The following is a 21,589-nucleotide window of genomic DNA, read 5'->3' as shown; positions in this document are numbered from 1 at the left end:
GCTCTGAGGGGTGGACTGGAGAGAACGTCCCTCCTGGAGGGAGTACGGACGCTGGTGCCTGGTCGTGGTGCTCACCCTGGTGGCCGTGCAGAACACCGCCTCGGTCATGGGCGGGCGGTACGTCACCACGGCCGCCGCGGCTGCGGTGGTGTGCGGTACGGCTCTGCTGGTGCGCCGGCCCTGGCCTCTCGCCCCGGTTCTGACCACGGCGTCGGTCGCGATCTGGGGATGGCCGCTCCTGTCGTTGCTGCTGGTGGCCCTGTTCGACCTGGCCGCTCACCGTCGCACCTGGGTCGCCGTCGGCTGTGCGGTGGTCGTCCAGGCGGCGAACGCGTTCACTGATCCGGTCGTCTCGTTGTGGACGCCCCAGCAGTACGGTTCCTCCTTGTTCCTGCTGTTGGCCGTGGTGGCCGGGCTGTGGCTGGGCAGCCACCGTCGCCTGGTGGAGACGCTGGGTGCCCAGGTCGAACACCTGCGCGTCGAGAGGGAGTTGCGGGAGCAGGCCGCCCGGGCGGCCGAGCGGTCCCGGATCGCCGCCGAGATGCACGACGTGCTGGCCCACCGCCTGAGCCTGATCGCCCTGCACACCGGCGTGCTCACCACGAAGGCCGACACCGTGCCCGAACCGGTCGCCGAGCGGCTGGCCCTGCTGCGGACCGCGTCCACCGAGGCCCTGGCCGACCTGCGCGACGTCCTGGGCGCGCTGCACGACGCGGAGAGCTCCTCGGCTGCCCCCGCTCCCGTCCTGCGCGAGACGAACGAGCTCGTGGAGGAGGCGCGCGCGGCCGGGCAGCACGTCGACCTCCACGTGACGGGACTGCCCGGACAGGCTCCGGCCGCTCACCGGCTGGCCGTCCACCGGATCGTCCAGGAAGCGCTGTCCAACGCCCGCAAGCACGCACAGGGCGCGCCGGTCACCATCCGCCTCGGCTACGCACCGCCCGCCACCACCGTGGAGATCGTCAATCCCGCCGGCGCCCGGTCACCGGGGCTCGTCGAATCCGGCTTCGGCCTGGTGGGCCTCCGGGAACGGGTCACCGCTCTCGGCGGCCACCTCTACGCCGGGCCGGGCGGGGCGGGCGCCTGGAGACTGTCGGCCCGCATCCCCCACCCGCCCGCCGTCGGGCAGAACGGTTCCCTCGCATGATCCGCGTCCTGATCGCAGACGACGACGCCCTGGTCCGGCTCGGCCTCGCCGATCTCCTCGGCACCGACGACGAGATCGAAGTGGTGGCCCAGGCGGACGACGGGCTGCGCGCCGTCGAGCTGGCCGCCGCCCGTCCCGTCGACGTCGCCCTGGTCGATGTGCGCATGCCGCGCATGGACGGCATCACCGCCACGGCGCGCCTGCGCGCGCTGCCCCGTCCCCCGAGGGTGATCACGCTGACCACCTTCGACCTGGACGAGTACGTCTACGACGCGCTCGCGGCCGGCGCCGACGGGTTCCTGCTGAAGGACACGGACCCCGCCGAGATCCTGCGTGCGGTCCATCTGGTCGCCGCGGGGTCCGCCATGCTCCACCCCCGTGCCGCACGGCGCCTCATCGACCGCTACCACCGCTCCCACCAGCCGCGGGCCGAGGCCGCCCGCGCCCGTCTCGAACGCCTCACCCCCCGCGAACGCGACGTGCTGGCCCTGCTCGCCCGGGGGGAGACCAATGCCGACATCGCCGCCCGCCTCCTCATGCGCGAGAGCACGGTCAAAGCCCACGTCAGCCGCATCCTCACCACCCTGGAGGTCACCAACCGGGTGCAGGCGGCCCTCTTGGCGCGCGACGCCGACCTCGGCGGGTAGGGAACCGCGGGAGGGGATCGGCCCACGCCTCCTGCCGCGGACGGCGCACGGCCCGTCAGGAGGATCCGGGTGAGCCGAATCCCGTCAGCAGTGCCTCCGCGTGGGGCGAACCGCTCTCCTCCACCACCTCGTCCACCGTCTGCGGCGTCCGTACCGGAGCGAGCACGGCGCCCCCGTCGCGGTGGAGGACTCCGTACACCCCCGGCCTCGGCAGACTGTTGTACGCCCAGGGCGCGGAGAAGTAGTAGGCCCCCGTGTCGTGCAGCACCACCAGGTCGCCTTCGGAGAGTTCCGGCAGCGGACGTGCGTGCGCCACCACGTCCCCGGCGAAGCAGAGGGGGCCCGCGACGTCCTGCGGCACCGCGGGAGTCGTCTTCGGCCGGCCGTCCGGACCGTGGGCGGTGACCCTCACCGGCCAGGCGTCGGGCATGAACACGGTGCGGGCGGCCACCTGGGCCCCGACGTGGGTGACCGCGATCCGGCGGCCCCCCGCCTCCTTGACGTACTCGACCACCGCCGCGGTGAAGCCGTTCTTGGCGAGCAGCGACCGGCCGAATTCCGTGACCACCTGGTAGCGGCCGTCGAGCAGGGCCGGTTCGGCGTCGGTGAGGACCCGGACGTAGTCCCGGTACGTGGGCGTGACCGTGTCGCCGGAGAAGTTGACGGGCAGCCCTCCCCCCAGGTCCAGGCTGGTGACCTGACGCCTGCCCACGTGCTCGTCGATCTCCTCGGCGAGCCGGTGCAGCGCGGCGAGGCCCTTCGCGATCAGTGGCAGCGGGCACCCCTGCGAACCGACGTGGGCGTGGAGGCGGGTGAGCCAGGGACGCCGCAGGAAGGCGTCGAGCACGCGTGCGCGGGCTCCGGGGTCGTCCAGGGCGACACCGAACTTGGAATGCGGCGTCGCCGTGCTCATCGCCGCGATGGAGCCGCCCCCGACCTGCGGGTTGACGCGAAGGCCGACGACGGACCGGGAACCCTCGGGGCGCAGGGCGTCGACGCGGTCGAGTTCGGCGAGGTTGTCGGCGTTCAGCGCGATCCCCAGGGTGAGTGCCTCCCGGATCTCGGCACGGGTCTTGGCCGGCGAGTCCAGGACGATGCGGTCGGGTGCGAACCCCGCGGCCAGTGCCAGCCGGGTCTCCCCCGGGCTCGCCACCTCGCAGCCCATTCCGGCGTCCGCGAGCAACCGCAGCACCGGGACGAGGGGGGACGCCTTGACCGCGAAGGCGTGCAGGACGTCCGGTACGTGGGCGAAGGCCTCGTGGAGCGCGGTGACGCTGTCCCGGACCCCCTGGACGTCGATGAAACCGGCCACGGGGTGCTCCCGGCCCAGGACGCCCTCGGCCGTCGCCCGTCTCAGTGCGGTCGCGACCTTCTCCTGGTACGACATGCGTTCCTTCCTCGCTTTCGACGGTGCGGTCGTCTCCGGGCGACCGGTCACTCGACGTCCGTGCGCAGGACGTCGTCGATCGTCTCCCTGCGCACGACGGCGCGTGCCGTGCCGTCGCGGACGGCGATGACGGGCGGACGCGGCTGGGAGTTGTAGTTGTTCGCCATGGAGCGGTGATAGGCACCGGAGGCGGGCACGGCGAGGAGGTCCCCGACGGCGAGGTCGGCCGGCAGGCGGGCCGAGTCCACGACGATGTCGCCGGACTCGCAGTGCCGGCCGCAGACCGTGACCGTCTCGTCGGCGCTCCTCGCCGTGGTCCGGCCCGCCCGGGAAGCCGTGTAGGAGGCGTCGTACAGGGCGGGGCGGATGTTGTCGCTCAGGCCGCCGTCGACGGACACCCACGTCCGCAGTCCGGGCTGGCGCTTGATCGTGCCCACGGTGTACAGCGTCACCGTGGTGGGCCCCGCGATCGCCCGCCCCGGCTCGACGGCGAGCCTCGGCATCGGGATGCCCGCCCCGGCGCACGCCTTGCGGACCCGGTCGATGACGACGGGGGCGAGGTCCCGCACGTCGAGGGGCTCGTCCTCGGGAAGGTAGGCGATGCCCAGCCCTCCACCGAGGTCGAGCCGCCTCAGCAGCACGCCGTGCGTACGCGCGGTGTCGGCCATCAGGCCGACGAGCCGGTCGGCGGCCGACTCGAAGACGTCGGGGCGCAGGATCTGGGAGCCGAGGTGGCTGTGCAGACCGACGAGCTCCAGGCCGGGTGTGCTCAGGACGCGGGACACCGCACGGTGAGCGCTGCCGGTGGACAGCGAGAAGCCGAACTTCTGGTCGTCGGTGCCGGTGGTCACGTACGCGTGGGTGTGTGCCTCCACGCCCGGCGCGACACGGACGAGGACCTGCTGGCGCACGCCCCGCCGGGTGGCGATGTCCGACAGCCGGGACACCTCGTCGTCGGAGTCGATGACGATCAGCGAGACGCCGTGGTCGACGGCCTCCGCCAGTTCGGCCGCCGACTTGTTGTTGCCGTGGAAGATCACGGAGGCTCCCGGTACGCCCGCGCGCCGTGCCGTGCGCAGCTCGCCCGCGGAGCACACGTCGATTCCGAGGCCCTCCTCCTTGAGCCACCGGGCGACCTGGCGGCAGAGGAACGCCTTGGCGGCGTAGAAGACGTCGTGGCCGGTGAACGCGTCGCGCCAGGAGCGGGCACGGGCGCGGAAGTCGTCCTCGTCGAGGACGAAGGCCGGGGTGCCGAACTCCTCGGCGAGATCGCTCAGGAGCACGCCGCCGATCTTCAGGCCGTCGGGGCCGCTCGTGGTCGTGGCCGGCCACAGATGTCGGGGGATGTGCACGGTGGTTCGCCCTTCGGAAGGAAGCTCAGTAGGTGGTGAGAAACCGGTGGAGGACGCGGACGCCGAAGGCGAGGCCGGACAGGGGCACGCGTTCGTCCACTCCGTGGAACATGCCGAAGTAGTGCAGGTGGGGGTCGAGCAGGAGGGGCGCGAAACCGTAGGTGCTGATGCCGATCTTCGCGAAGGCCTTGGCGTCGGTGCCTCCGGACTGGACGAACGGCACGGGACGGGCGTGGGGGTCCTGGCTGCGGATCGCCTCGGCCATCGCGCTGAAGGCCGGCCCCTCGTGATCGGCGGCGACGGCCTCTTCGCAGTTGATGAACTCCCGTGTGACCTTCGGGCCGAGGAGCCGGTCGACGGTCTCCAGGAAGGCGCTCCGCTCGCCGGGAAGGAATCTGCCGTCCACCTCGGCGTGGGCGCGTGACGGGATGACGTTGACCTTGCCGCCGGCGGTGAGCACGGTGGGATGGGCGGTGTTGCGGACGGTGCAGTCGAACAGTTCCCCGAGTGGGCCGAGGCGGGCCGCTTCTTCCTCGAGCCGGGTGCGATCGATCCGGAACCCGAGTGTCCGGTCGAGTGCGTCGAGCAGGGCGCGGACGGCAGGGGTGAGGCTGGTGGGCCAGCGATGGGCGGCGAGCCGGGAGAGGGCGTGGACCAGTTCCACCACCGCGTTGTCCTGCCCGGGCCCCGATCCGTGTCCCGCCGTGCCGTGGGCGGTGAGCCGCATCCACGCCGTACCGCGCTCTCCGACGGCTATGGGGTACACGCGCGCGTCCGGCCCGGCGTGGATGGGTCTCGTCGTGATCGAGAAGCCGCCGGACTCGCTGATCGCCTCCTCGACGCCGGCGAAGTGGTCCCTGTGCGCGGTCGTGACGTGCCGGGATCCGTACGCGCCGGTCGACTCCTCGTCCGCGAGGAAGGCGAGGACCAGGTCACGTCGCGGCCTCTGTCCCGTGCGGGCCCAGGCGCGCACCAGGGACAGGGTCATGGCGAGGGTCCCCTTCATGTCGACCGCGCCGCGTCCCCACAGGCAGCCGTGGTGCAGGTCTCCGGAAAGGGGGTGCAGGGTCCAGTCGCGGGGCTCGGCGGGCACGGTGTCGAGGTGCCCGTGGACGAGCAGGGGCGGCAGGCGGGGGTCCTCGCCGTCGATTCGGGCCAGGACGCTGGTGCGGCGGTGCCGCGGTTCGGTGAGGGTGGCACGGACACCGGCCTCGTCCAGGGCTTCGGCGACGTACTCGGCGGCCTGCCGCTCGCCGGGTCCCGACCCGTCTCCCGGGTTGGCGGTGTCGATGCGCAGGAGGTCCGTGCACAGTTCGGCGACATCGGTGACATGGCCGTCGTGCGGGCCCGGCGGTCCGGGCGGTCTGGTGGCGGTCACGAACTGCTCCACGAAGGTAGGTCGGGCACGGGCGTCGGGCGGTCAGTCGAAGTGGTCCTCCATCGCCGTACCGGCGATGGAGGTGCACACTTTGAAGGTCCGGGCCCCGGTGGTCGCACTCGGTGCGGTGAAGGCGACGCCCAGCGGACCGTTGGGTTCGACGGTGGGGACGGCGAGCACCGCCGCCGCCAGGTGGGGTGCGTGGAAGTCGAGCTCGAAGCGGTGGGGCCGGGCGGGGGCGGCGCGCTCCCGCGGGATGTCCGCGTCCGCGCCGTCGCACCGGACACGGGGGAGGCGGGCGGCCTCGGTGGCCCGGGCGCGCAGCAGCTCGGCGCTTCGTGCGGGAGGAAGACAGATGGCGGCGTACCGGCTGACGCATTCCTTGACCGCCACGACGAGGGCCCCGGGGGCCCAGGTCCGGGCTGCCCCGCAGATGAGGTCGTCGCCGGTCACCAGGACGACGGGGACGCCGTGTTCCTCGGCGACCAGTGCGTTCATCCGGCCTTCGTCGGCCGGTTCGCCGTCGATGCGGAAGCCCGTCAGCCCGGTTCCGAGGTAGGTGTGCGAAAGCACTCCCTGCCGGCCGGCGCCCGTGTGGTAGCCGAGGAAGACGACCGCGTCGACCAGGTCGATCCCCGCCATCATGCCCAGCGGCTTGTGGCGGCCGGTGAGCAGGCGCGCGCGGGGGTCGAGGGCCTCGAGGAGCAGGTTGCGCTGGGTGTAGTGGGCGTCGTTGACCAGTACGTCGCTCGCGCCGCCGGCGAAGAGGCCGTCGACGACGGCGTTGACGTCGCCGGTGAAGAGCGGGCGCATGCGCTCCCAGGAGGGGGTGCCCGGTTCGACGTCGTCGGGGCACGTGACGCCGGTGGCGCCTTCCATGTCCGCGGAGACGAGAACTCGCGTCATTCCGTGGTCCTTTGCTGCGGGGGGAGGGTGAGGCGGCGCAGGCCCGTCTCGAGCACCGCGCGTGCCCCCAGGGGGAGGGTGAGCTGGCGTGGTCCGTGGCCGGCGGGCAGTCCCGCCGCCACGGGGACGCCGAGGTCCGACAGACGGTCGCGCATCAGGGCGTCCACCTGGTCCGGAGGGCCGCAGTCGGTGAAGTCGCCGAGGACGACACCGGCCGTTCGCTGCAGGACGCCGGCACGTCCGAGCTGGGTCAGGGACCGGTCCAGGCGGTAGGGCTCCTCGCCGACGTCCTCGAGCACGAGGAGGCGGCCGTCGGTGGCGGGCGCGGTGGGGGTCCCGAGCGACGAGGCGAGCAGGGTGAGGTTTCCGCCGGTGAGAATCCCCTCGGCACGTCCGGGAACGAGGACGGGTCCGTCCAGGGGCAGCGAGCGCGGTGACGGCCCGAAGAGGGCCGCGTGGAGGGCCGTGGCAGTGGGTTCGTCCTCGTGGACGGGCCGGCAGGCGGGCATGGGGCCGTGGAGCGTCACCAGGCGGAGCCCCTCGCCCAGTGCGTGATGCAGGCAGGTGATGTCGCTGGAGCCGACGAGGAACTTGGGACCCGCGGTCGCGAGGCGACGGGGGTCGAGGCGGTCCGCGATGCGCTGGGTGCCGTATCCGCCTCGTGCGCAGAGGACCGCTCGCACCTCGGGATCGAGCCAGGCCTCGGTGAAGTCGTCGAGGCGTTCGTCGTCGGAACCGGCGAGGTAGCCGCGGCGGGTGGCGGAGAGCCGGGGAGTGGTGCGCGGCCTGAGGCCCCACCCTTCCAGCAGGTCCAGGGCCATGGCCGTCTCGCGCTCGTCCACCGGCCCGGCGGGGGCGACGACGGCCACGGTGTCGCCCCTGCGGAGGAACGGAGGATGGGTGCGGTGCTGCTCGTGGGAGTTCCCCGCGGCGGCGTGCGGCGTGGTCACGGCCGTCATGACCGGTTCGCGGGAGCCGGTGGATCCGTGGGGCCGGCCGTCTCCGCCGCGGGTCCGCGAGGAGGGGCGAAGATCCGTTCGTAGAAGCGGATCTCGGCGTCGAGGGCCGCCCGGATCGTCTCGGCGTGCCGCCAGCCGTGGCGTTCCCCCGGGAACTCCACGTGCTCGCAGGCCGTGCCTGCCGCCCGCAGGGCCCGGACCATGGCGGACGACTGCGCGGGATCCACGATGGCGTCCTCGAGGCCGTGGAGCAGCAGGGCGGGGCCGCTGGCGTCGCCTGCGGCGAGGACCGGGGAGCGCTGTTCGTACAGTGCGGCGCTCCGCGGCAGGGGGCCGATCAGCCGGTCCAGGTAGCGGGACTCGAAGTCGTGGGTGGTGGCCGCCCAGGTGAGCGGGTCGGTGATGCCGTAGAAGGAGACCGCACCGGCGAAGACGTCCGTGTGCGTGAGGGCGGCGAGCGCGGTCCAGCCCCCCGCGCTTCCTCCGCGGATCGCCAGTCGTCCGGGATCGGCGAGGCCTTCGGCCACCAGGGCCCGCGCGACGGTCACGCAGTCCTGGACGTCGACGATGCCCCAGGCGCCGTTGAGACGCTCCCGGTAGGCGCGGCCGTATCCGACGGATCCTCCGTAGTCGACCGTCGCGACGCCGATGCCGCGGCTGGTGAAGTAGGCGATCTCGAGGTCGTGCACCATCGGGTGGTCGCCGGTGGGACCGCCGTGCACGAAGATCACCCAGGGCGGGCGCCGTCCTTCCGGCGTGGCGCGGCGGGGGTGGGTGGGAGGGTAGGTGTGGGCGTGCACCAGGGGGTCGGCGCTCGTGGGGCCGTCACCCGCCGGTGCCGTGGCGTCGCGGCGGAGGGCTCTGGCCGTGGGGTGCGGCAGCCAGGCGGGGTCGACCGGTGACGTCGGGGAGGAGAGGACCCGTGGGTCGCGGTGGTCGGCGGCGCCGGGGCGGGGGAGGTCCGTGGTGAAGACGCCGTAGGGGAGGACCGGGCCGGCCCCGGCGGCGACCAGGCGGCTCGCGTCGGCGTCGATGCTCTGGACGAAATCGGTGTAGGGAAGGCCGAGATCGGTGAGCACGGGCCGTCCGCGGTCGGCAGCGGGGTCCACGAGGGAGATGCGCCGCCCGGCACCCGTTCCGTGGACGGCCACGGCCCGGCCGTCGGGAAGGGGGGCGAACCACGTGGCGCCGGGCTTCCACAGAGCGCCGCCGAACTCCTCCTCGACGGCGGTGACGGCCCGGGCACGGCCCTCGTGGACGGGCACGACGTGCAGGGTCCACCAGCCGTCGGGGTCGGTGACCGCCCAGAGGCTGTCGCCGTCCTTCCATTCGGCCTGGACCACGGACTCCCTGGAGCCGCCCGCCCTCACCCTGTGCACGCCGGCGGTGCCGTCCCGCCTCATCGGGGCGACGCACAGCTCCGTGCCGTCCCACGGCATGTTCGGGTGGTTCCAGCCGATCCAGGACAGGTGACGGCCGTCCGGGGACAGCCTGGGGCACGTCATGAAGTGGTGGGTCGCACAGATCGTCCGTTCGGTGCCCGTGCCGAGCGAGACCGCCACGAGGGCACGCTCGACGTCACGCACTCCGTCGAGGCGCGTCTCGCGGACGGCCCAGACCTCGTCGCGTGACGGCGGTGCGTAGAGATCGCCGTAGGTGACGTTTCCGCGCGCGGGTGTGAGGGGCCTGGGCGCGTCCCCGGCATCCGGGTGGTGGACGTAGAGGCGCTGGTCGTGCCAGTGGGTGAAGACCAGGCCGGCGCCGGTGGGGCGCCAGGAGCGGCCGCCGTACTCGTGCAGACGGTTGCGCGCATCGAACCCCGGCGGAAGCGCGTCCTCGACCGTGCCGTCCGGTTTCGCGCGCACGACACAACGGCGACCGGACTCGTGGGGTCGTGGTTCGTCCCACCACACTTCGTCGCCGACGAGGGAGACCCACCCCGGCGTCCCGTCCTGGCGGGCGACGGCCGCGGCGCTGATGTCGGAGTCCCAGGCCCGGAACGCGGGGGGCGCATCTCGTGTGGAAGAGGAGTGGTTCATCGGGGATACCGCCTTGTGGCCATGCGAATGACGTCGATGGGGTCAGGAAGGGAGGGGTCACGGCCGGGAACGGACGCGATCCGGCCGGGCTGCGGCGTGAGCCGTCGTCATGGAGGTCGTCACGGAGGTCGTCACGGAGCGGGAGGCGAGCCCCGGTGCCGCGCCGTCGGCCGGACCGCGGTGCACGGCGGAGCGGGGCATGCGGATCAGTGGTGTGCGATCGCTTCGTACGGGGGGGGCCGTGCGTCCGGGAAGCGCCTTCTCGGCCCTGCGTGCGCCGGTGGCCCGGACGCGGGGCACCGGCCTCAGGGCCGCAGAGCCGGAACGACGGGCCGAGGTGGCCGGGGTGGCCGGACGGGGACGTTCTCGTCGCGCTCGTCCCGTGAACCGCACCGATGCGGCGGAGCCGTTCTCATGCCCCTCACGCTAGTGAGGCACGGTGGCTCCGGGCGATCAACAAAAGGTCCCGGCCGACGAAGCGGGGCACGACGTTTCGTCGTCCTCCGCGGAGGCCGGCCGGCCGTGCTTCACGGCCTACCAGTTGGGGTCCAGACCGGTCACGTTGGCGGGCAGGGGCAGATCGTGGGGACGGACGAGGTAGACCACTCCCCCGCCGCCCGAGGCCGACAGCCATACGCGCTCGAACTCGCCGCGCGGGTAGGTGCGCCGCACCTCTTCGTCGGTGGCCGAGAGCGGGTCGTTGACCACCACGTCGCCGTCGGTCGTGAAGCCGCAGACGATCTTGATGCTTCCGGCCGGCGAGTAACCCGCTCCCAAGAGCTCGCCGATGCGGAAACTCTGGGCCGTGGCGATCGGTATGCCCGCGCAGATGAACCGTTCGAGCTCGCTCAGCGAGCGCAGCCGCGTGACCATCCCACCGAGCCCGTAGCGGGCCGGGTGGGCGGCGTTGAAGGCCCAGTTGCCGCACCCTTTGTAGGCGTAGTCGTAGACGGCGCGAGCGGTGAAGTCGACCTGGGGCGCGGTGTCGGCGGGATCGATCCACGCCATCTCCCCGGCGTCCGGGCCGTGGCCGAAGTACTCGACGAGCATCGCGGTGCAGGTCGGGGCCGACCACGCTTCCCCGCCCCCGTCCCACTGGGGACTGTGGCCGGTGTGCAGTTCCTGGGAACGCCGGGGGACGTCGAGGATCTTGCCCCACGCCCCGGCGGGACCGCTGACCGCTCGGTGGTGGTCGGGGGGCGCCGACGACGCGGCGAGGTACAGGGCCTGGACGACGGGGCCCTCGGCGACGCCCCGGACGCGCGCGAGCCGGACCTCCAGTTCGTACGCCGAGACGGGCCTGCCGGGGGCCGCCACGAACACGTCCACGTCCGCCGTTCCGAACGGGCCGGTCTGACCGGGCACGGTGGTGCGGTGCACCACCGTGTCCTCCGAGGCCCAGTGCGCCATGACGTACCAGGGAGACGTGGCCCCCGCCGCGTCGCGCACGCGCAGCCGTACCATCAGCCGGGTGCCGGCCGGCGTGAGGGCCGTCCACGAGGGGATGAGCTCCTCGGCCGGGAACGGCAGGTCACTCCAGCCGGTCGAGCAGGAGGCGTAGTCCCACTCCAGGGTCGCGTGGCCGTGGTGGTCCACGAAGGCCTCACGGCCCTCGACGCTCCGCAGGCGCACGGCCCCGTCGGACCAGGCGGTGCCCCTGAAGACGGCATCGGTGAAGTGACGGGCCTCCGACCATCGGTGCAGCACCGCCTGCGGCATGAGGGGGCCGCTGCCTCGCCCACGGTTCTCGCCTGTCACGGGCTTCCTGCCGCTCTCTTGTAGCTCCGGGTACGGCCCGGCCTGACGCCGGTGCCGGGACGGGGCCCACATGGTAACGGCCTGGGGTTCCTGATCAGGACCCCCAGGCCGGTTCGGGTCGGTGCCGCGCTCAGTCCGGTACGCGAGGCGCCTCGACGGCGGTCGTGAGGACCGCGGCGCGGCCGGCGGGCTCGTCCTTCATCGCGTGGTGTCGACGGGGAAGTGACAGGCGGTCGGATGGTCGGCCCCGTCGCGTGTGCGCAGTTCGGGTTCCGTCAGGCACTGCTCGCGGGCGTGGGGGCAGCGGGTCCGGAAGCGGCAGCCGGACGGCGGCGAGGCCGGGGACGGCAGGTCTCCTTCCAGGAGGTGTGCCTCATCGGACGCGCGTCGCCCCGGGTCCGGTACGGGGGCGGCGGCGAGGAGAGCACGGGTGTAGGGGTGGCGGGGGGTCGTGTAGATCTGCTCGCGGGTGCCGGTCTCCACGATCTTCCCGAGGTACATCACCGCGATCCGGTCGCACAGGTGCTGGACGACCGCGAGGTCGTGGGAGATGAAGACGCAGGCGAGGTCGAGGTCGCGGCGGAGGTCCTGGAGCAGGTTGAGGACCTGCGCCTGGACGGAGACGTCCAGGGCGGACACCGGCTCGTCGCACAGGAGCAGTCGCGGTCCCAGTGCCAGGGCCCGTGCGATTCCCAGGCGCTGACGTTGTCCGCCGGAGAACTGGTGCGGGTAGCGGTCGCGGTGGGCGGGATCGAGGCCGACGGTTTCGAACAGCTCGGCCACGCGTCGGCCGCGATCGGCCCGGGGCACCGCTTCGGGGTGGACGACGAAGGGTTCCCCGACGATCTGTCCGGCCGTCATCCTCGGGTCGAGCGAGGTGTACGGGTCCTGCAGGACCATCTGCACGCGGCGGCGAAGCGCGCGCAGTTCGTTCCCGGAGAGGGAGAAGAGGTCCTGTCCGCCGATCGTCACCGTGCCCGAGGTGGGCCGGTCCAGGGCCATCAGGAGGGAGGCGAGGGTGGACTTTCCGCATCCGGATTCGCCCACGATGCCGAGCGTCTCCGCGCTTCGGACGGTCAGGTCGACGCCGTCGACCGCTCTGACCGCCCCGGTGCGGTGTTTCCACAGCACGCCTTCCGTGATCGGGAAGTGGCGGGTGAGCGCCGTGGCTTGCAGGAGGGGCGGAGCGGTCTCAGCCGACGGGGGCATCGTGGACCTCCTCGGCGAAGTGGCAGGCGCTGCGGTGTCCTGCGGGTGAAAGCGTCCGGAGGGGCGGTGCTTCGCTGCCGCAGCGCGGCTCGGCCCGCGGGCACCGGGGGTGGAAGGCGCACCCCGCGGGGATCGAGGACGGTGGAGGCGGAGCGCCGGCGATGGGGACGAGGGGTTTTCCCAGGCGGTCCAGACGGGGCACCGAGTCGAGCAGGCCCCGGGTGTAGGGGTGGCCGGGGCGGGCGTAGAGGTCTTCCGCCGACGCGGACTCCACCGTGCGGCCGGCGTACATGACGGTGATCCGGTCGGCCGCCTCGGCGACGACGCCGAGGTCATGGGTGATCAGCAGCAGGCCCATGCGGGTCTCGTCCTGGAGTTGTCCGAGCAGGCGCATGATCTGGGCCTGGACGGTGACGTCGAGGGCCGTGGTGGGTTCGTCCGCGATGACGACCTCCGGGTCGAGCGCGAGCGCCATCGCGATCATGACGCGCTGGCGCATCCCTCCGGAGAACTGGTGGGGGTAGTCGTGGACCCTGCGTGCGGCGGCGGGAATGCGGACGCGGTCCATCAGGGCGACGGCGCGCGCGAACGCGGCCTTGCGTCCCGTGCCCCGGTGCACCCGGTACACCTCGGCCAGCTGGTCGCCCACCGACAGCACGGGATTGAGCGCGGTGAGCGCGTCCTGGAAGATCATGGAGAGGCGCGTTCCCCGCACTGCCCGGTGGCGCTCCGGGGGCATGGCGAGCAGATCGTCGCCGCGCAGCCGCACGGCACCGCGGGTGATGTGCGCCGGAGGGGTGTCGAGCAGCCCCATGACGGCCTGTGCCGCGACGGACTTGCCCGATCCCGACTCTCCGAGCAGGGCCAGGGTCTCGCCTTCGCGCAGGGTGTAGGAGAGTCCGTTCACCGCCCGGATCGTGCCGCGTCTCGTGCGGAATTCGACGCAGAGGTCCTCGACCTCCAGGAGGGGCTGTGCGGCAGGGGACATGGTCGCTCATTTCAGACGGGGATCGAAGGCGTCTCGTACGGCGTCGCCGAGGAGGATGAAGCTCAGGACCGTCGCGGACAGGAAGAGGGCGGGGAAGAACAGCAGGTGGGGGTGGTCGAGGACGAAGGCCTGGGCCGCGTTCAGCTGGAGTCCCCAGGAGACCTGGGGGTACTGGAGTCCGACGCCGAGGAAGTCGAGCGTCGCTTCGCCGGAGATGACGGCTCCGACGTTCAGCATGGCGACCACGATGACGGGCGTGATCGCGTTGGGGAGGATGTGGCGCACCATGAGGCGCGCGGGGCGGGCTCCCAGCATGCGGGCGGCCCGCACGTAGTCGGCGTCGGCCAGGGCGATGGCCTGGGAGCGCATGATGCGCGTCATGGTCGTCCAGCCCAGCACGGTCAGGACGAGGATCATGGCGCCGAGACCGTGGTCCGGGAAGGCGACCAGGATGACGGTGGCTCCGAGCACGAAGGGCAGGCCGAAGAAGACGTCGGTCACCCGGGAGACGACGGCGTCGAGCCAGCCGCCGTAGAAGCCGCACAGCAGCCCGAGCACGACGGCGATCAGGAGGGAGGCGGCCGTCACGGCGAGGCCGGCGATCAGCGAAGGACGGGTGCCGCGGATGACCTGGGCCAGGTAGTCACAGCCTTGCAGGTCGAATCCGAAGGGGTGGCCGACGGAGGGGCCCTGTTGGGACGCGGCCAGGTCGCAGCGGTCTCCTCCTTCGGTGAGCAGCGAGGTGAGGACGTCGGGCGCCAGGGCCATGGCCGTCATGAGGAGCAGGGTGATCAGGGCGGCCCACACGGTGGGGCGGGCCCGCAGTTCGAGCCATGCGTCCTTGCTGAGGGAGGCCCGCTCCCGGGACGGCGGGCGCGCCGCGTCGGGTGCCGCGGTGTGCTCGGCGGCTTCGCGCGCGTCCTCCGGGGTCCTGGTGGTGTCAGTCATGGCGGATCCTCGGATCGAGCAGCCCGTAGAGCAGGTCCACGAGCAGGTTCGCGAGCAGGAAGACGAGAACGAGGGCCGTCGTGGTGCCCACCACGACGGGACCTTCGCGGAGCTGGATGGACTGGAAGAGCAGCTGGCCGACGCCCGGCAGGTTGAAGATGTACTCGGTGACGACGGCGCCGGCCATGAGGCCGCCCAGTTCCAGTCCGAGGAAGGTGACCACGGGGATCAGTGAGTTGCGCAGGGTGTGCCTGATCACGACGCGGCGTCGGCTCAGCCCCTTGGAGTGGGCGGTGCGCACGTAGTCGGCCCGCAGGTTCTCGATGAGGGAACTGCGCGTGAGCCTGGCGACGTAGGCGAGGCCGAACGAGGCGAGGACGAACCCGGGCAGGAGATAGGCCAGGGGCCATCCCCCTCCGGTGCCGGCCACCGGCAGCCAGCCGAGCTGCACGCCGAAGACGAGCTGGGCCAGGTATCCGACGACGAAGACCGGTATCGAGAGGATCAGGGTGGTGCCGAAGAGCACCGCGCTGTCGTCCCATCTGCCCTTCCGGAGACCTGCCCAGACCCCGAGGGCCATTCCGATGACCACTTCCAGGATCCAGGCGGTCAGGCCGAGTTGCAGCGTGACGACCCATCGGTCGGCGAGCAGGTCCCACACGTCGCGGCCGGTGAAGGTGGTGCCGAGGTCGCCCGTGAACAGGCCGGTGAGGTAGTGCGCGTACTGCACCCACAAGGGGTCGTCGAGGTGGTGGCGGGCGTGCAGCTCGGCGAGGACCGCCGGCGGCACGGGTTTGTCACCGGCGAGTCCCTGGATGGGGTCGCCGGGCAGGACGAAGACGAGCGTGTAGATGAGGAAGGTGGTGCCGAGGAGTACGGGAAGGGCGTGCAGCAGGCGACGGGTGACGAATCTCCACACGACGGACGGCCCCCAGGGGTAGGTCTGTGCGGAGCGCCGGAGGAGGTGCTCCACGGAGGGTCGGTTGCGGCGTCAGCCGTTGACGGTGACGCGGTCCAGGTGCAGGCCTGCGGCGTACGGGTCGATGACGACGTTCCCGATCCGGTCGCTCCACGCCGACTGGTCCTGCCAGTTCCAGAGCGGGATGTACGGCAGTTCGCGCAGGGCGATGTCCTCCGCCTCCTGGTACGCCGCGACGGCTTCCGCGCCCTGGGCGGCGTTGCCCTTCGCCACGAGGGCGTCGAACTCCTTGTCGCTCCAGCCCGATCGGTTGCCGGGGTAGTAGAGCCCGTCGAGGTAGTTCTGGATGCTGGGGTAGTCGATGACCCAGTTCTGCCGGAAGGGGCCCTTGTTCCTGCCGTCGTTGAGGAGCGAGGACAGGTCGGCGGGCGCCATCTTGCGGAACTTCACGTCCTGGATGCCGAGGTTGTCCTTGAGCTGGTTGGCGACCGAGGTCATCCACTGTTCGTACGTGGTGTCCGCATTGGAGAAGTAGAGCTCCAGGGGGCCGTCGAGGCCGCCGGCCCCGTCGAACAGCTTCTTGGCGGCGGCCGGGTCGTAGGCGCAGGTCCTGCCGCAGGCGTCGGGGCGGTGTCCGGGGATCATCTCGCCGACGATCGAGGTCGCGGGCTTGTAGACGCCGTTGTAGATGGCCTGGGTGATGCTCTTGCGGTCGATGGCCATGGAGATGGCCTTGCGGATCCGGGGGTCCGCGAAACGCGGGTCCTTCACGGGCAGTCCGAGGTAGTCCATGGTCCCGCTGGGACGGATGGAGAAGCGTTCGCCGAAGAGGCGCTCGGCCTGCGTCGAGTTGGCGGCGGGGACGGTCGTCAGGACGTCGACGTTGCCGGCCTGCAGTTCGGTGAAGGCGGTCTCGCGGCTCGTGTAGATCTTGAAGTCGATGCGGTCGGCCATGGGCTTGCGGGAACCGCGGTAGCCGGAGAACTTCTTCAGCTCGATCTTCTGGTTGCGTTCCCACTCCCCGTCGAGCCGGTAGGGGCCGTTTCCGATCGGTGCGACGTCGAAGGCGTCCGGCTTGGCGACGGCCGCCTTGGGAAGGGGGGCGAAAGCGGGGAAGGACAGCAGCATGGGGAACTGGCCGAAGGGCGCCTTCAAGGTGACCTGGAGGGTCGTCTCGTCGAGCACCTTCAGACCGGACAGGGTCCGCGCGGACGGCTCGGCGCCCTCTTCCGCCGGATTGAGCGCGTCGTAGCCCTTGATCTGGGCGAAGTAGTAGTTCGCGTCCCAGGCGTTCGGTCCGTAGGCGGCGGCGTTCCACGCGTCCGCGAAGCTGGCCGCCGTGACCTTCTCGCCGTTGTGGAAGGTGGTCCCGGATCTGAAGGTGACGGTCCAGACGACGTTGTCGTCGGTGGACCAGGAGACGGCGGCCAGCGGCTTCACGCTGCCGTCCTTCGGATCGAGCGCGGCGGGCGGGTCGAACAGCCCCTGCAGGACCTGGAGGGAGTAGCTGCTGGTGGTGCGGCCCGGCAGGAGGTGGTCGGGTTCCGTCAGCGCCACCGAGTAGGCGCCTCCGGGCTTGCCGGACGAGTCCTTCGCCTTCGCCGGCTCGGACGGACCGCAGGCGGACGCGGATGCGACGACGGTGAGAGCGGTGGCTGCCGCGAGGGCAGCGGACCGGATGTGATTCATGGTGCGCTGTACTCATTTCGGAAAGGCGGTCCGGAGGAAACGCCGTCCAACGGCGTTCGAACGGAAGGCTCTTGGAGTGAGGCCGGGGCGACACGGTAGGGATCCGTCCGACGGGGAGACGATCGACGGAACGTCCAGGCCCCCCGGGGGGTGGTGGACATCGAGTCGTTGCCACCGCGGTTGCGGGAGGATGAGCATGGGCCGCGGCACCTCGACCGTCACGCGTCCTTCCTCGCTCGTCGCCGGCGCTCGGCCGTCGGCGGAGAACCCGCGCACGCTCGTGCCGGAGACGGCCCGCACCGGCACGCCCCACCCTCGCCTTCGAAACAGAAGATACAGAGAACGATGTCAGGCATCCAGAGTTACGTACGTTACGGATGCGGCAAGCTCGCCGATCCCGGGGAACACCGCTCCCGCCCCGCCCCGCCGTCAGACCCACCGACGTGCTCCCCGCCCCTCGTCACGCCGCCCGCGGAGACAGACATGACACCGAAACGCACCGCTGGTTCCTCGCCCCCCTCAGCCCTCCCCCGCCGCACGCTCCTCGCCGCCGCCGCGGCGGCGGGCTGTGCCGCGGCACTCGCGTCGTCGCCGGTCCACGCCGCGGCGCCTCCCGTCGGTCCCGTCGGTCCCGTCGAACGACAGATGCGAGGGCTGTGGATCGCCTCCGTGGTCAACATCGACTGGCCGAGTCGCGCGGACCTGGACGCCGCCGCCCAGCGCGCGGAGTTCACACGCCTGGCGGACGAAGCCCTCGCATGGGGGTTCAACGCCTTGTTCGTGCAGATCCGGCCGACAGCCGACGCGTTCTGGCCCTCGCCCCTCGAACCCTGGTCCCAGTGGCTCACCGGCACACAGGGCGAGGACCCCGGGTACGACCCCCTGGGCTTCATGGTGGAGACGGCGCACGAGCGCGGCCTCGCGTTCCACGCCTGGTTCAACCCGTACCGCGTCTCCATGCAGGCCGACCCGTCCGCACTGGTGCCCGAGCATCCGGCCCGCGTCCATCCGGAGTGGAGCGTCTCCTACGGCGGCAAGCTCTACTACGACCCCGGGGTGCCGGCCGCGCGCCGCTTCTGCCAGGAGGCCATGCTCGACGCCGTCAGGCGGTACGACATCGACGGCGTGCACTTCGACGACTACTTCTACCCCTACCCGGTGGCGGGGTCCGACTTCCCCGACGAGGAGACGTTCCGGACGTACGGAGCGGGACACGCGGACAAGGCGGCCTGGCGCCGTCACAACGTGGACCTCATGGTCCGCGAGATGCGGGACGCCGTACGCGCCGTACGCCCGGACGCGCTCTTCGGAATCAGCCCGTTCGGCGTCTGGCGCAACGCCACCACGGATCCGCGCGGTTCCCGGACCGCCGCCTTCCAGTCGTACGACGGCCTGCACGCGGACACCCGCGGATGGGTCGAGCGGGGTTGGCTCGACTACGTCGCACCCCAGGTGTACTGGCACATCGGGTTGCCGGTGGCCGACTACGCCGTCCTCGCACCGTGGTGGGCCGAGGTGATCAGCGGCACGGACACGGAGCTGTGGATCGGACAGGCGGTCTACAAGTCGGGAGCCGCGGGGCAGCCCGCTCCGTGGCAGGACGGCAAGGAGCTGACGCGCCACTTGACGCTCAACGCCACGCTCCCCGACATCGGCGGCGACCTCTTCTTCAGCGCCAAGGACGTCCGCGCCGATCGCGTGGGGGACTTCGCCGCCATGCGGACCGCGCACTGGCGCCGACCGGTCCTCGGCCCCTTGCCGGCCCGGCTCGACGAGGGACCGCTTCCGCGACGGCCGACCGTCGAGGTCCGGCGGGACGTCCGCACCGGCACGGCCTCCCTGCGCATCAGCGCCGGGGCCCACGGCGACGAGCACGTCCCGTTCCGTTACGCGGTGCACCGGTTCCCGGAAGATCCCGGCCGTCACCCAAGAGGAGGGGACGCCTCCCTCGTCGCCGTGATTCCCGGCGGGAAGCAGGTCGTCCACCACGACCCGGACGCGTCGGGAGACTGCTGGTACGCGGTGTCCGCCGTCGACCGGGTCCAGCGCCAGGGCAGGCTGTCCCGCCCCGCGCACTGACCCTCACGGTGCGCGGCGACCGTTCCCCACGGGGGGGCGGTCGCCGCGTTCCCCCCTTCCCTCACGGATCCGTCGCCGGGGAACCCACTCCTGGACGAACGGTCGACAGGCGAAGCCGCTTCATGGACCATGCGTCCCATGCCTCTCACCGTTCGTGATCTCTTGGCCATCCCTTCTCTCCACCTTCGCCTCCTGGCGGGCGGTACGGGACTCGGCCGAGTGGTCGAGGCGGCACACGCGACCGAGAACACCCGGCCCGCCGCCTGGCTCGAAGGCGCTGAAGCAGTCATGACCAACGGGCTGTTGCTTTCGACCGACGAGCCCGGCTGCGCGGCTTACGTGAGGGAGCTCAGCGGCGGCAAGGCCGCCGCCCTCATCGTGGGAGTGGGCCCGGGGCTGCCCCTGCAGACGGTTCCGGCCGCTCTGAGCGCCCATGCGGAGCGGGCCGGACTGCCCTTGCTCACCGCTCCGCCGAACGTCCCCTTCGCCTCCATCACCAAAGCGGTCTTCGTGGCCAGGGCGTCCGAGGAGCGACGCCTGCTGGAACGGACCCTCCGCACACAGCGCCGACTGTCCTCGGCGGCCGCCTCCGGGGACGGGCTGGCGGGTCTCCTGTCGTCCTGGCACCAGGCGGTCAACTCGGGCGTGGCCGTGTGCGATTCCTCGGGAAGGCTCCTCGGGTCGGCGGGGACCGACGGGCAGGAACTGCTGGCGAACGCTACCGCGGTGATCGAGACCGTCGCCCTGCACGGCCTCCGGGGAAGCGGCGGCGCGGACCTGCCCTGCGGGAGGCTCGTGGTCCAGCCCCTCGGAACGACCCGCCCGCGCGGCTTCCTCGTCCTGCTCGACGCGGACTCGCCGGAGGCCCGGCTGCTGATCAGCGTCCTCGTGTCACTGCTCTCCGTCGAACTGGAACGCCGTCACCTGGCCGACGAGCCGCAGCGCCGTCGCCGTGCGGCCCTTCTGGCCAGGCTCTTCCATCCCGACGTCACCGCGGACCAGGCGAGATCCCTGCTGCGGACGGCCGACGTCGCCTCGGCCTCCGTCCGGGCCATCGCCGTGCGAGCGGCCGGCGAACCGGTGGAGCTCGCGGCAGACCTCGCCCTGGCGGTGCCCGGAGGACTCGCGCGCGTGACCGGCGAGACGGTCGAGATGGTCGTTCCGGAGGATGTGGACACGTCAGCGGTGCTCCGCCGCTTCGCGACGGGCCTTCCAGCGGGGATAGGTCCGGCCGTCGCCCCGCAGCACGCGGCGCTCTCGCTCCGGCAGGCGATCGCCCTGCTGTCCTCCAGCACCGAGCTGGGACGGCCCGTGAGCGCCTCGGAGGCGGGGTCGGTCAGGCTCCTGCTGAGCCTGGGCAGTCCCGCGACCCTGGCGGCCTTCGCCGACACCGTCCTGGCACCGCTCGACGCCGCGGACCCGGGCGGGGAACTCACCGAGACCCTTCGCGTATGGCTCGAGACGAACGGCTCCTGGGCCGAGACGTCTTCCCTGCTGGGCCTGCACCGGCACACCGTCCAGAACCGCATCGAGAAGGTGGCCAGGCTGACGGGGCGACAGCAGGACCGGGCGGAGGACCGGGTCGACCTCTGGCTGGCGCTGACGGCGCGGGCGGTGGGCAGGCCCCCCGCCCACCAGCAGAAGTACAGGAACGCCGTTCCCTCAAAGGGCTAAACGGTCCAGGACGCCTCCGGACGGATCGACATGACGTCCATTTCGAGACAGGCGTGCCTGTTCCTACCGTACGCCTGTCGGTCGGGCCTGATGGCGGACGCTCGCGGAGGTCCTCCCCTCACGGGAGCACCGACCCCGCCGGGGATCACCGAGGCCGGCAGCCACAGGAACAGAGAGGACCGTCCATGATCCCTCCGCCTGCCGGGGCTCGCGCCGAGATCGACCTCGGTGCGCTGCGTGCGAACGTCCGCACGCTGCGCGCCCGTGTCGCCCCCCACGTCCGGCTCACGACCGTGGTCGAGGCCGGCGCGGACTGGGCGGCACCCGCACCGGAGGACCGCCCCACCCCATCCGTTCAGACAGGAGAACCCGTATGAGAATCCGGTCCGTCCTCACCGCTCTGGCGCTCGTCACCGGCGCCCTCTTCGCCCCCGGCGTCGGCGTCCTCACCGCCGCCGGCGAGGCCCACGCCGTCACCAAGATCAGCCACGCCACCGCGACCTCGATGTT

The 21,589-nt window shown here is 72.0% G+C and carries 16 protein-coding genes and 1 pseudogene; 5 read left to right on the top strand and 12 right to left on the bottom strand.

Translation table 11 applies throughout. The annotated features are described in order from the left end of the window. Window positions 1-10 precede the first annotated feature (10 nt). Both ACZ66Z_RS34995 and ACZ66Z_RS34990 read left to right on the top strand, forming a co-directional pair. Window positions 11-1,147: a sensor histidine kinase gene (locus ACZ66Z_RS34995; protein WP_469939887.1), complete on the top strand. Its 1,137-nt coding sequence runs from the start codon at window positions 11-13 to the stop codon at window positions 1,145-1,147. Then, on the top strand, window positions 1,144-1,794 hold the full coding sequence (locus tag ACZ66Z_RS34990) for a response regulator (RefSeq protein WP_469939885.1): 651 nt from the start codon (window positions 1,144-1,146) through the stop codon (window positions 1,792-1,794). The genes ACZ66Z_RS34995 and ACZ66Z_RS34990 overlap by 4 nt, the downstream gene beginning before the upstream one ends. A 55-nt stretch (window positions 1,795-1,849) precedes the next feature. On the opposite strand, the gene ACZ66Z_RS34985 is transcribed toward ACZ66Z_RS34990, so the two are convergent. The 12 genes from ACZ66Z_RS34985 to ACZ66Z_RS34930 all read right to left on the bottom strand — a co-directional run bounded on the left by ACZ66Z_RS34985 (window position 1,850) and on the right by ACZ66Z_RS34930 (window position 17,326). Then, a complete protein-coding gene (locus ACZ66Z_RS34985) occupies window positions 1,850-3,181 on the bottom strand; it encodes a type III PLP-dependent enzyme domain-containing protein (RefSeq protein WP_469939884.1) in 1,332 nt (443 codons plus the stop codon). A gap of 47 nt (window positions 3,182-3,228) precedes the next feature. Then, window positions 3,229-4,533, bottom strand: a complete 1,305-nt coding sequence (gene lysA / locus ACZ66Z_RS34980; protein ID WP_469939882.1) for a diaminopimelate decarboxylase — start codon at window positions 4,531-4,533, stop codon at window positions 3,229-3,231. Window positions 4,534-4,558: 25 nt separating this feature from the next. Beyond that, window positions 4,559-5,911 carry a M20/M25/M40 family metallo-hydrolase gene (locus ACZ66Z_RS34975; RefSeq protein ID WP_469939881.1) on the bottom strand — a complete coding sequence of 451 codons (1,353 nt, stop codon included), beginning with the start codon at window positions 5,909-5,911 and terminating at the stop codon, window positions 4,559-4,561. Window positions 5,912-5,953: 42 nt separating this feature from the next. After that, a complete protein-coding gene (locus ACZ66Z_RS34970; protein WP_469939879.1) occupies window positions 5,954-6,817 on the bottom strand; it encodes a M55 family metallopeptidase in 864 nt (287 codons plus the stop codon). Next, the gene (locus ACZ66Z_RS34965) at window positions 6,814-7,767 is read right to left on the bottom strand and encodes a S66 peptidase family protein (protein WP_469939878.1); all 954 of its coding nucleotides are present in this window, start codon (window positions 7,765-7,767) and stop codon (window positions 6,814-6,816) included. Before ACZ66Z_RS34965 ends, ACZ66Z_RS34970 begins: the two co-directional genes overlap by 4 nt. Window positions 7,768-7,772: 5 nt before the next feature. Continuing rightward, a complete protein-coding gene (locus tag ACZ66Z_RS34960; protein WP_469939877.1) occupies window positions 7,773-9,815 on the bottom strand; it encodes a S9 family peptidase in 2,043 nt (680 codons plus the stop codon). A gap of 534 nt (window positions 9,816-10,349) precedes the next feature. After that, window positions 10,350-11,573: a C39 family peptidase gene (locus ACZ66Z_RS34955; protein WP_469939875.1), complete on the bottom strand. Its 1,224-nt coding sequence runs from the start codon at window positions 11,571-11,573 to the stop codon at window positions 10,350-10,352. Window positions 11,574-11,771: 198 nt separating this feature from the next. Next, entirely contained in the window at window positions 11,772-12,782 is a 1,011-nt protein-coding gene (locus ACZ66Z_RS34950) for an ABC transporter ATP-binding protein (protein WP_469939873.1), read from the bottom strand. Continuing rightward, window positions 12,766-13,770, bottom strand: coding sequence for an ABC transporter ATP-binding protein (locus tag ACZ66Z_RS34945; RefSeq protein WP_469939872.1), 1,005 nt, complete (start codon window positions 13,768-13,770; stop codon window positions 12,766-12,768). Before ACZ66Z_RS34945 ends, ACZ66Z_RS34950 begins: the two co-directional genes overlap by 17 nt. 6 nt (window positions 13,771-13,776) lie before the next feature. Continuing rightward, entirely contained in the window at window positions 13,777-14,718 is a 942-nt protein-coding gene (locus ACZ66Z_RS34940) for an ABC transporter permease (RefSeq protein ID WP_469939870.1), read from the bottom strand. After that, on the bottom strand, window positions 14,711-15,637 hold the full coding sequence (locus tag ACZ66Z_RS34935; RefSeq protein WP_469939923.1) for an ABC transporter permease: 927 nt from the start codon (window positions 15,635-15,637) through the stop codon (window positions 14,711-14,713). Before ACZ66Z_RS34935 ends, ACZ66Z_RS34940 begins: the two co-directional genes overlap by 8 nt. A 72-nt stretch (window positions 15,638-15,709) precedes the next feature. Beyond that, window positions 15,710-17,326, bottom strand: coding sequence for a peptide ABC transporter substrate-binding protein (locus tag ACZ66Z_RS34930; RefSeq protein ID WP_469939868.1), 1,617 nt, complete (start codon window positions 17,324-17,326; stop codon window positions 15,710-15,712). Between the two features lie 483 nt (window positions 17,327-17,809). Here ACZ66Z_RS34930 and ACZ66Z_RS34925 point away from each other — a divergent pair. The 3 genes and pseudogenes from ACZ66Z_RS34925 to ACZ66Z_RS34915 form a co-directional block, all read left to right on the top strand. Continuing rightward, a pseudogene (locus tag ACZ66Z_RS34925) lies at window positions 17,810-19,060 on the top strand (glycoside hydrolase family 10-like protein); the annotation flags it as partial. A gap of 507 nt (window positions 19,061-19,567) precedes the next feature. Then, a complete protein-coding gene (locus ACZ66Z_RS34920; protein ID WP_469939866.1) occupies window positions 19,568-21,079 on the top strand; it encodes a PucR family transcriptional regulator in 1,512 nt (503 codons plus the stop codon). Between the two features lie 185 nt (window positions 21,080-21,264). Further along, window positions 21,265-21,456 carry a hypothetical protein gene (locus tag ACZ66Z_RS34915; RefSeq protein WP_469939865.1) on the top strand — a complete coding sequence of 64 codons (192 nt, stop codon included), beginning with the start codon at window positions 21,265-21,267 and terminating at the stop codon, window positions 21,454-21,456. Window positions 21,457-21,589: the final 133 nt, after the last annotated feature.

This window comes from Streptomyces sp. NPDC107498 (genome assembly GCF_055582805.1).
The sequence above is the reverse complement of the archived record's forward strand: the minus strand, read 5'-3'. Positions and strand labels throughout refer to the sequence as shown.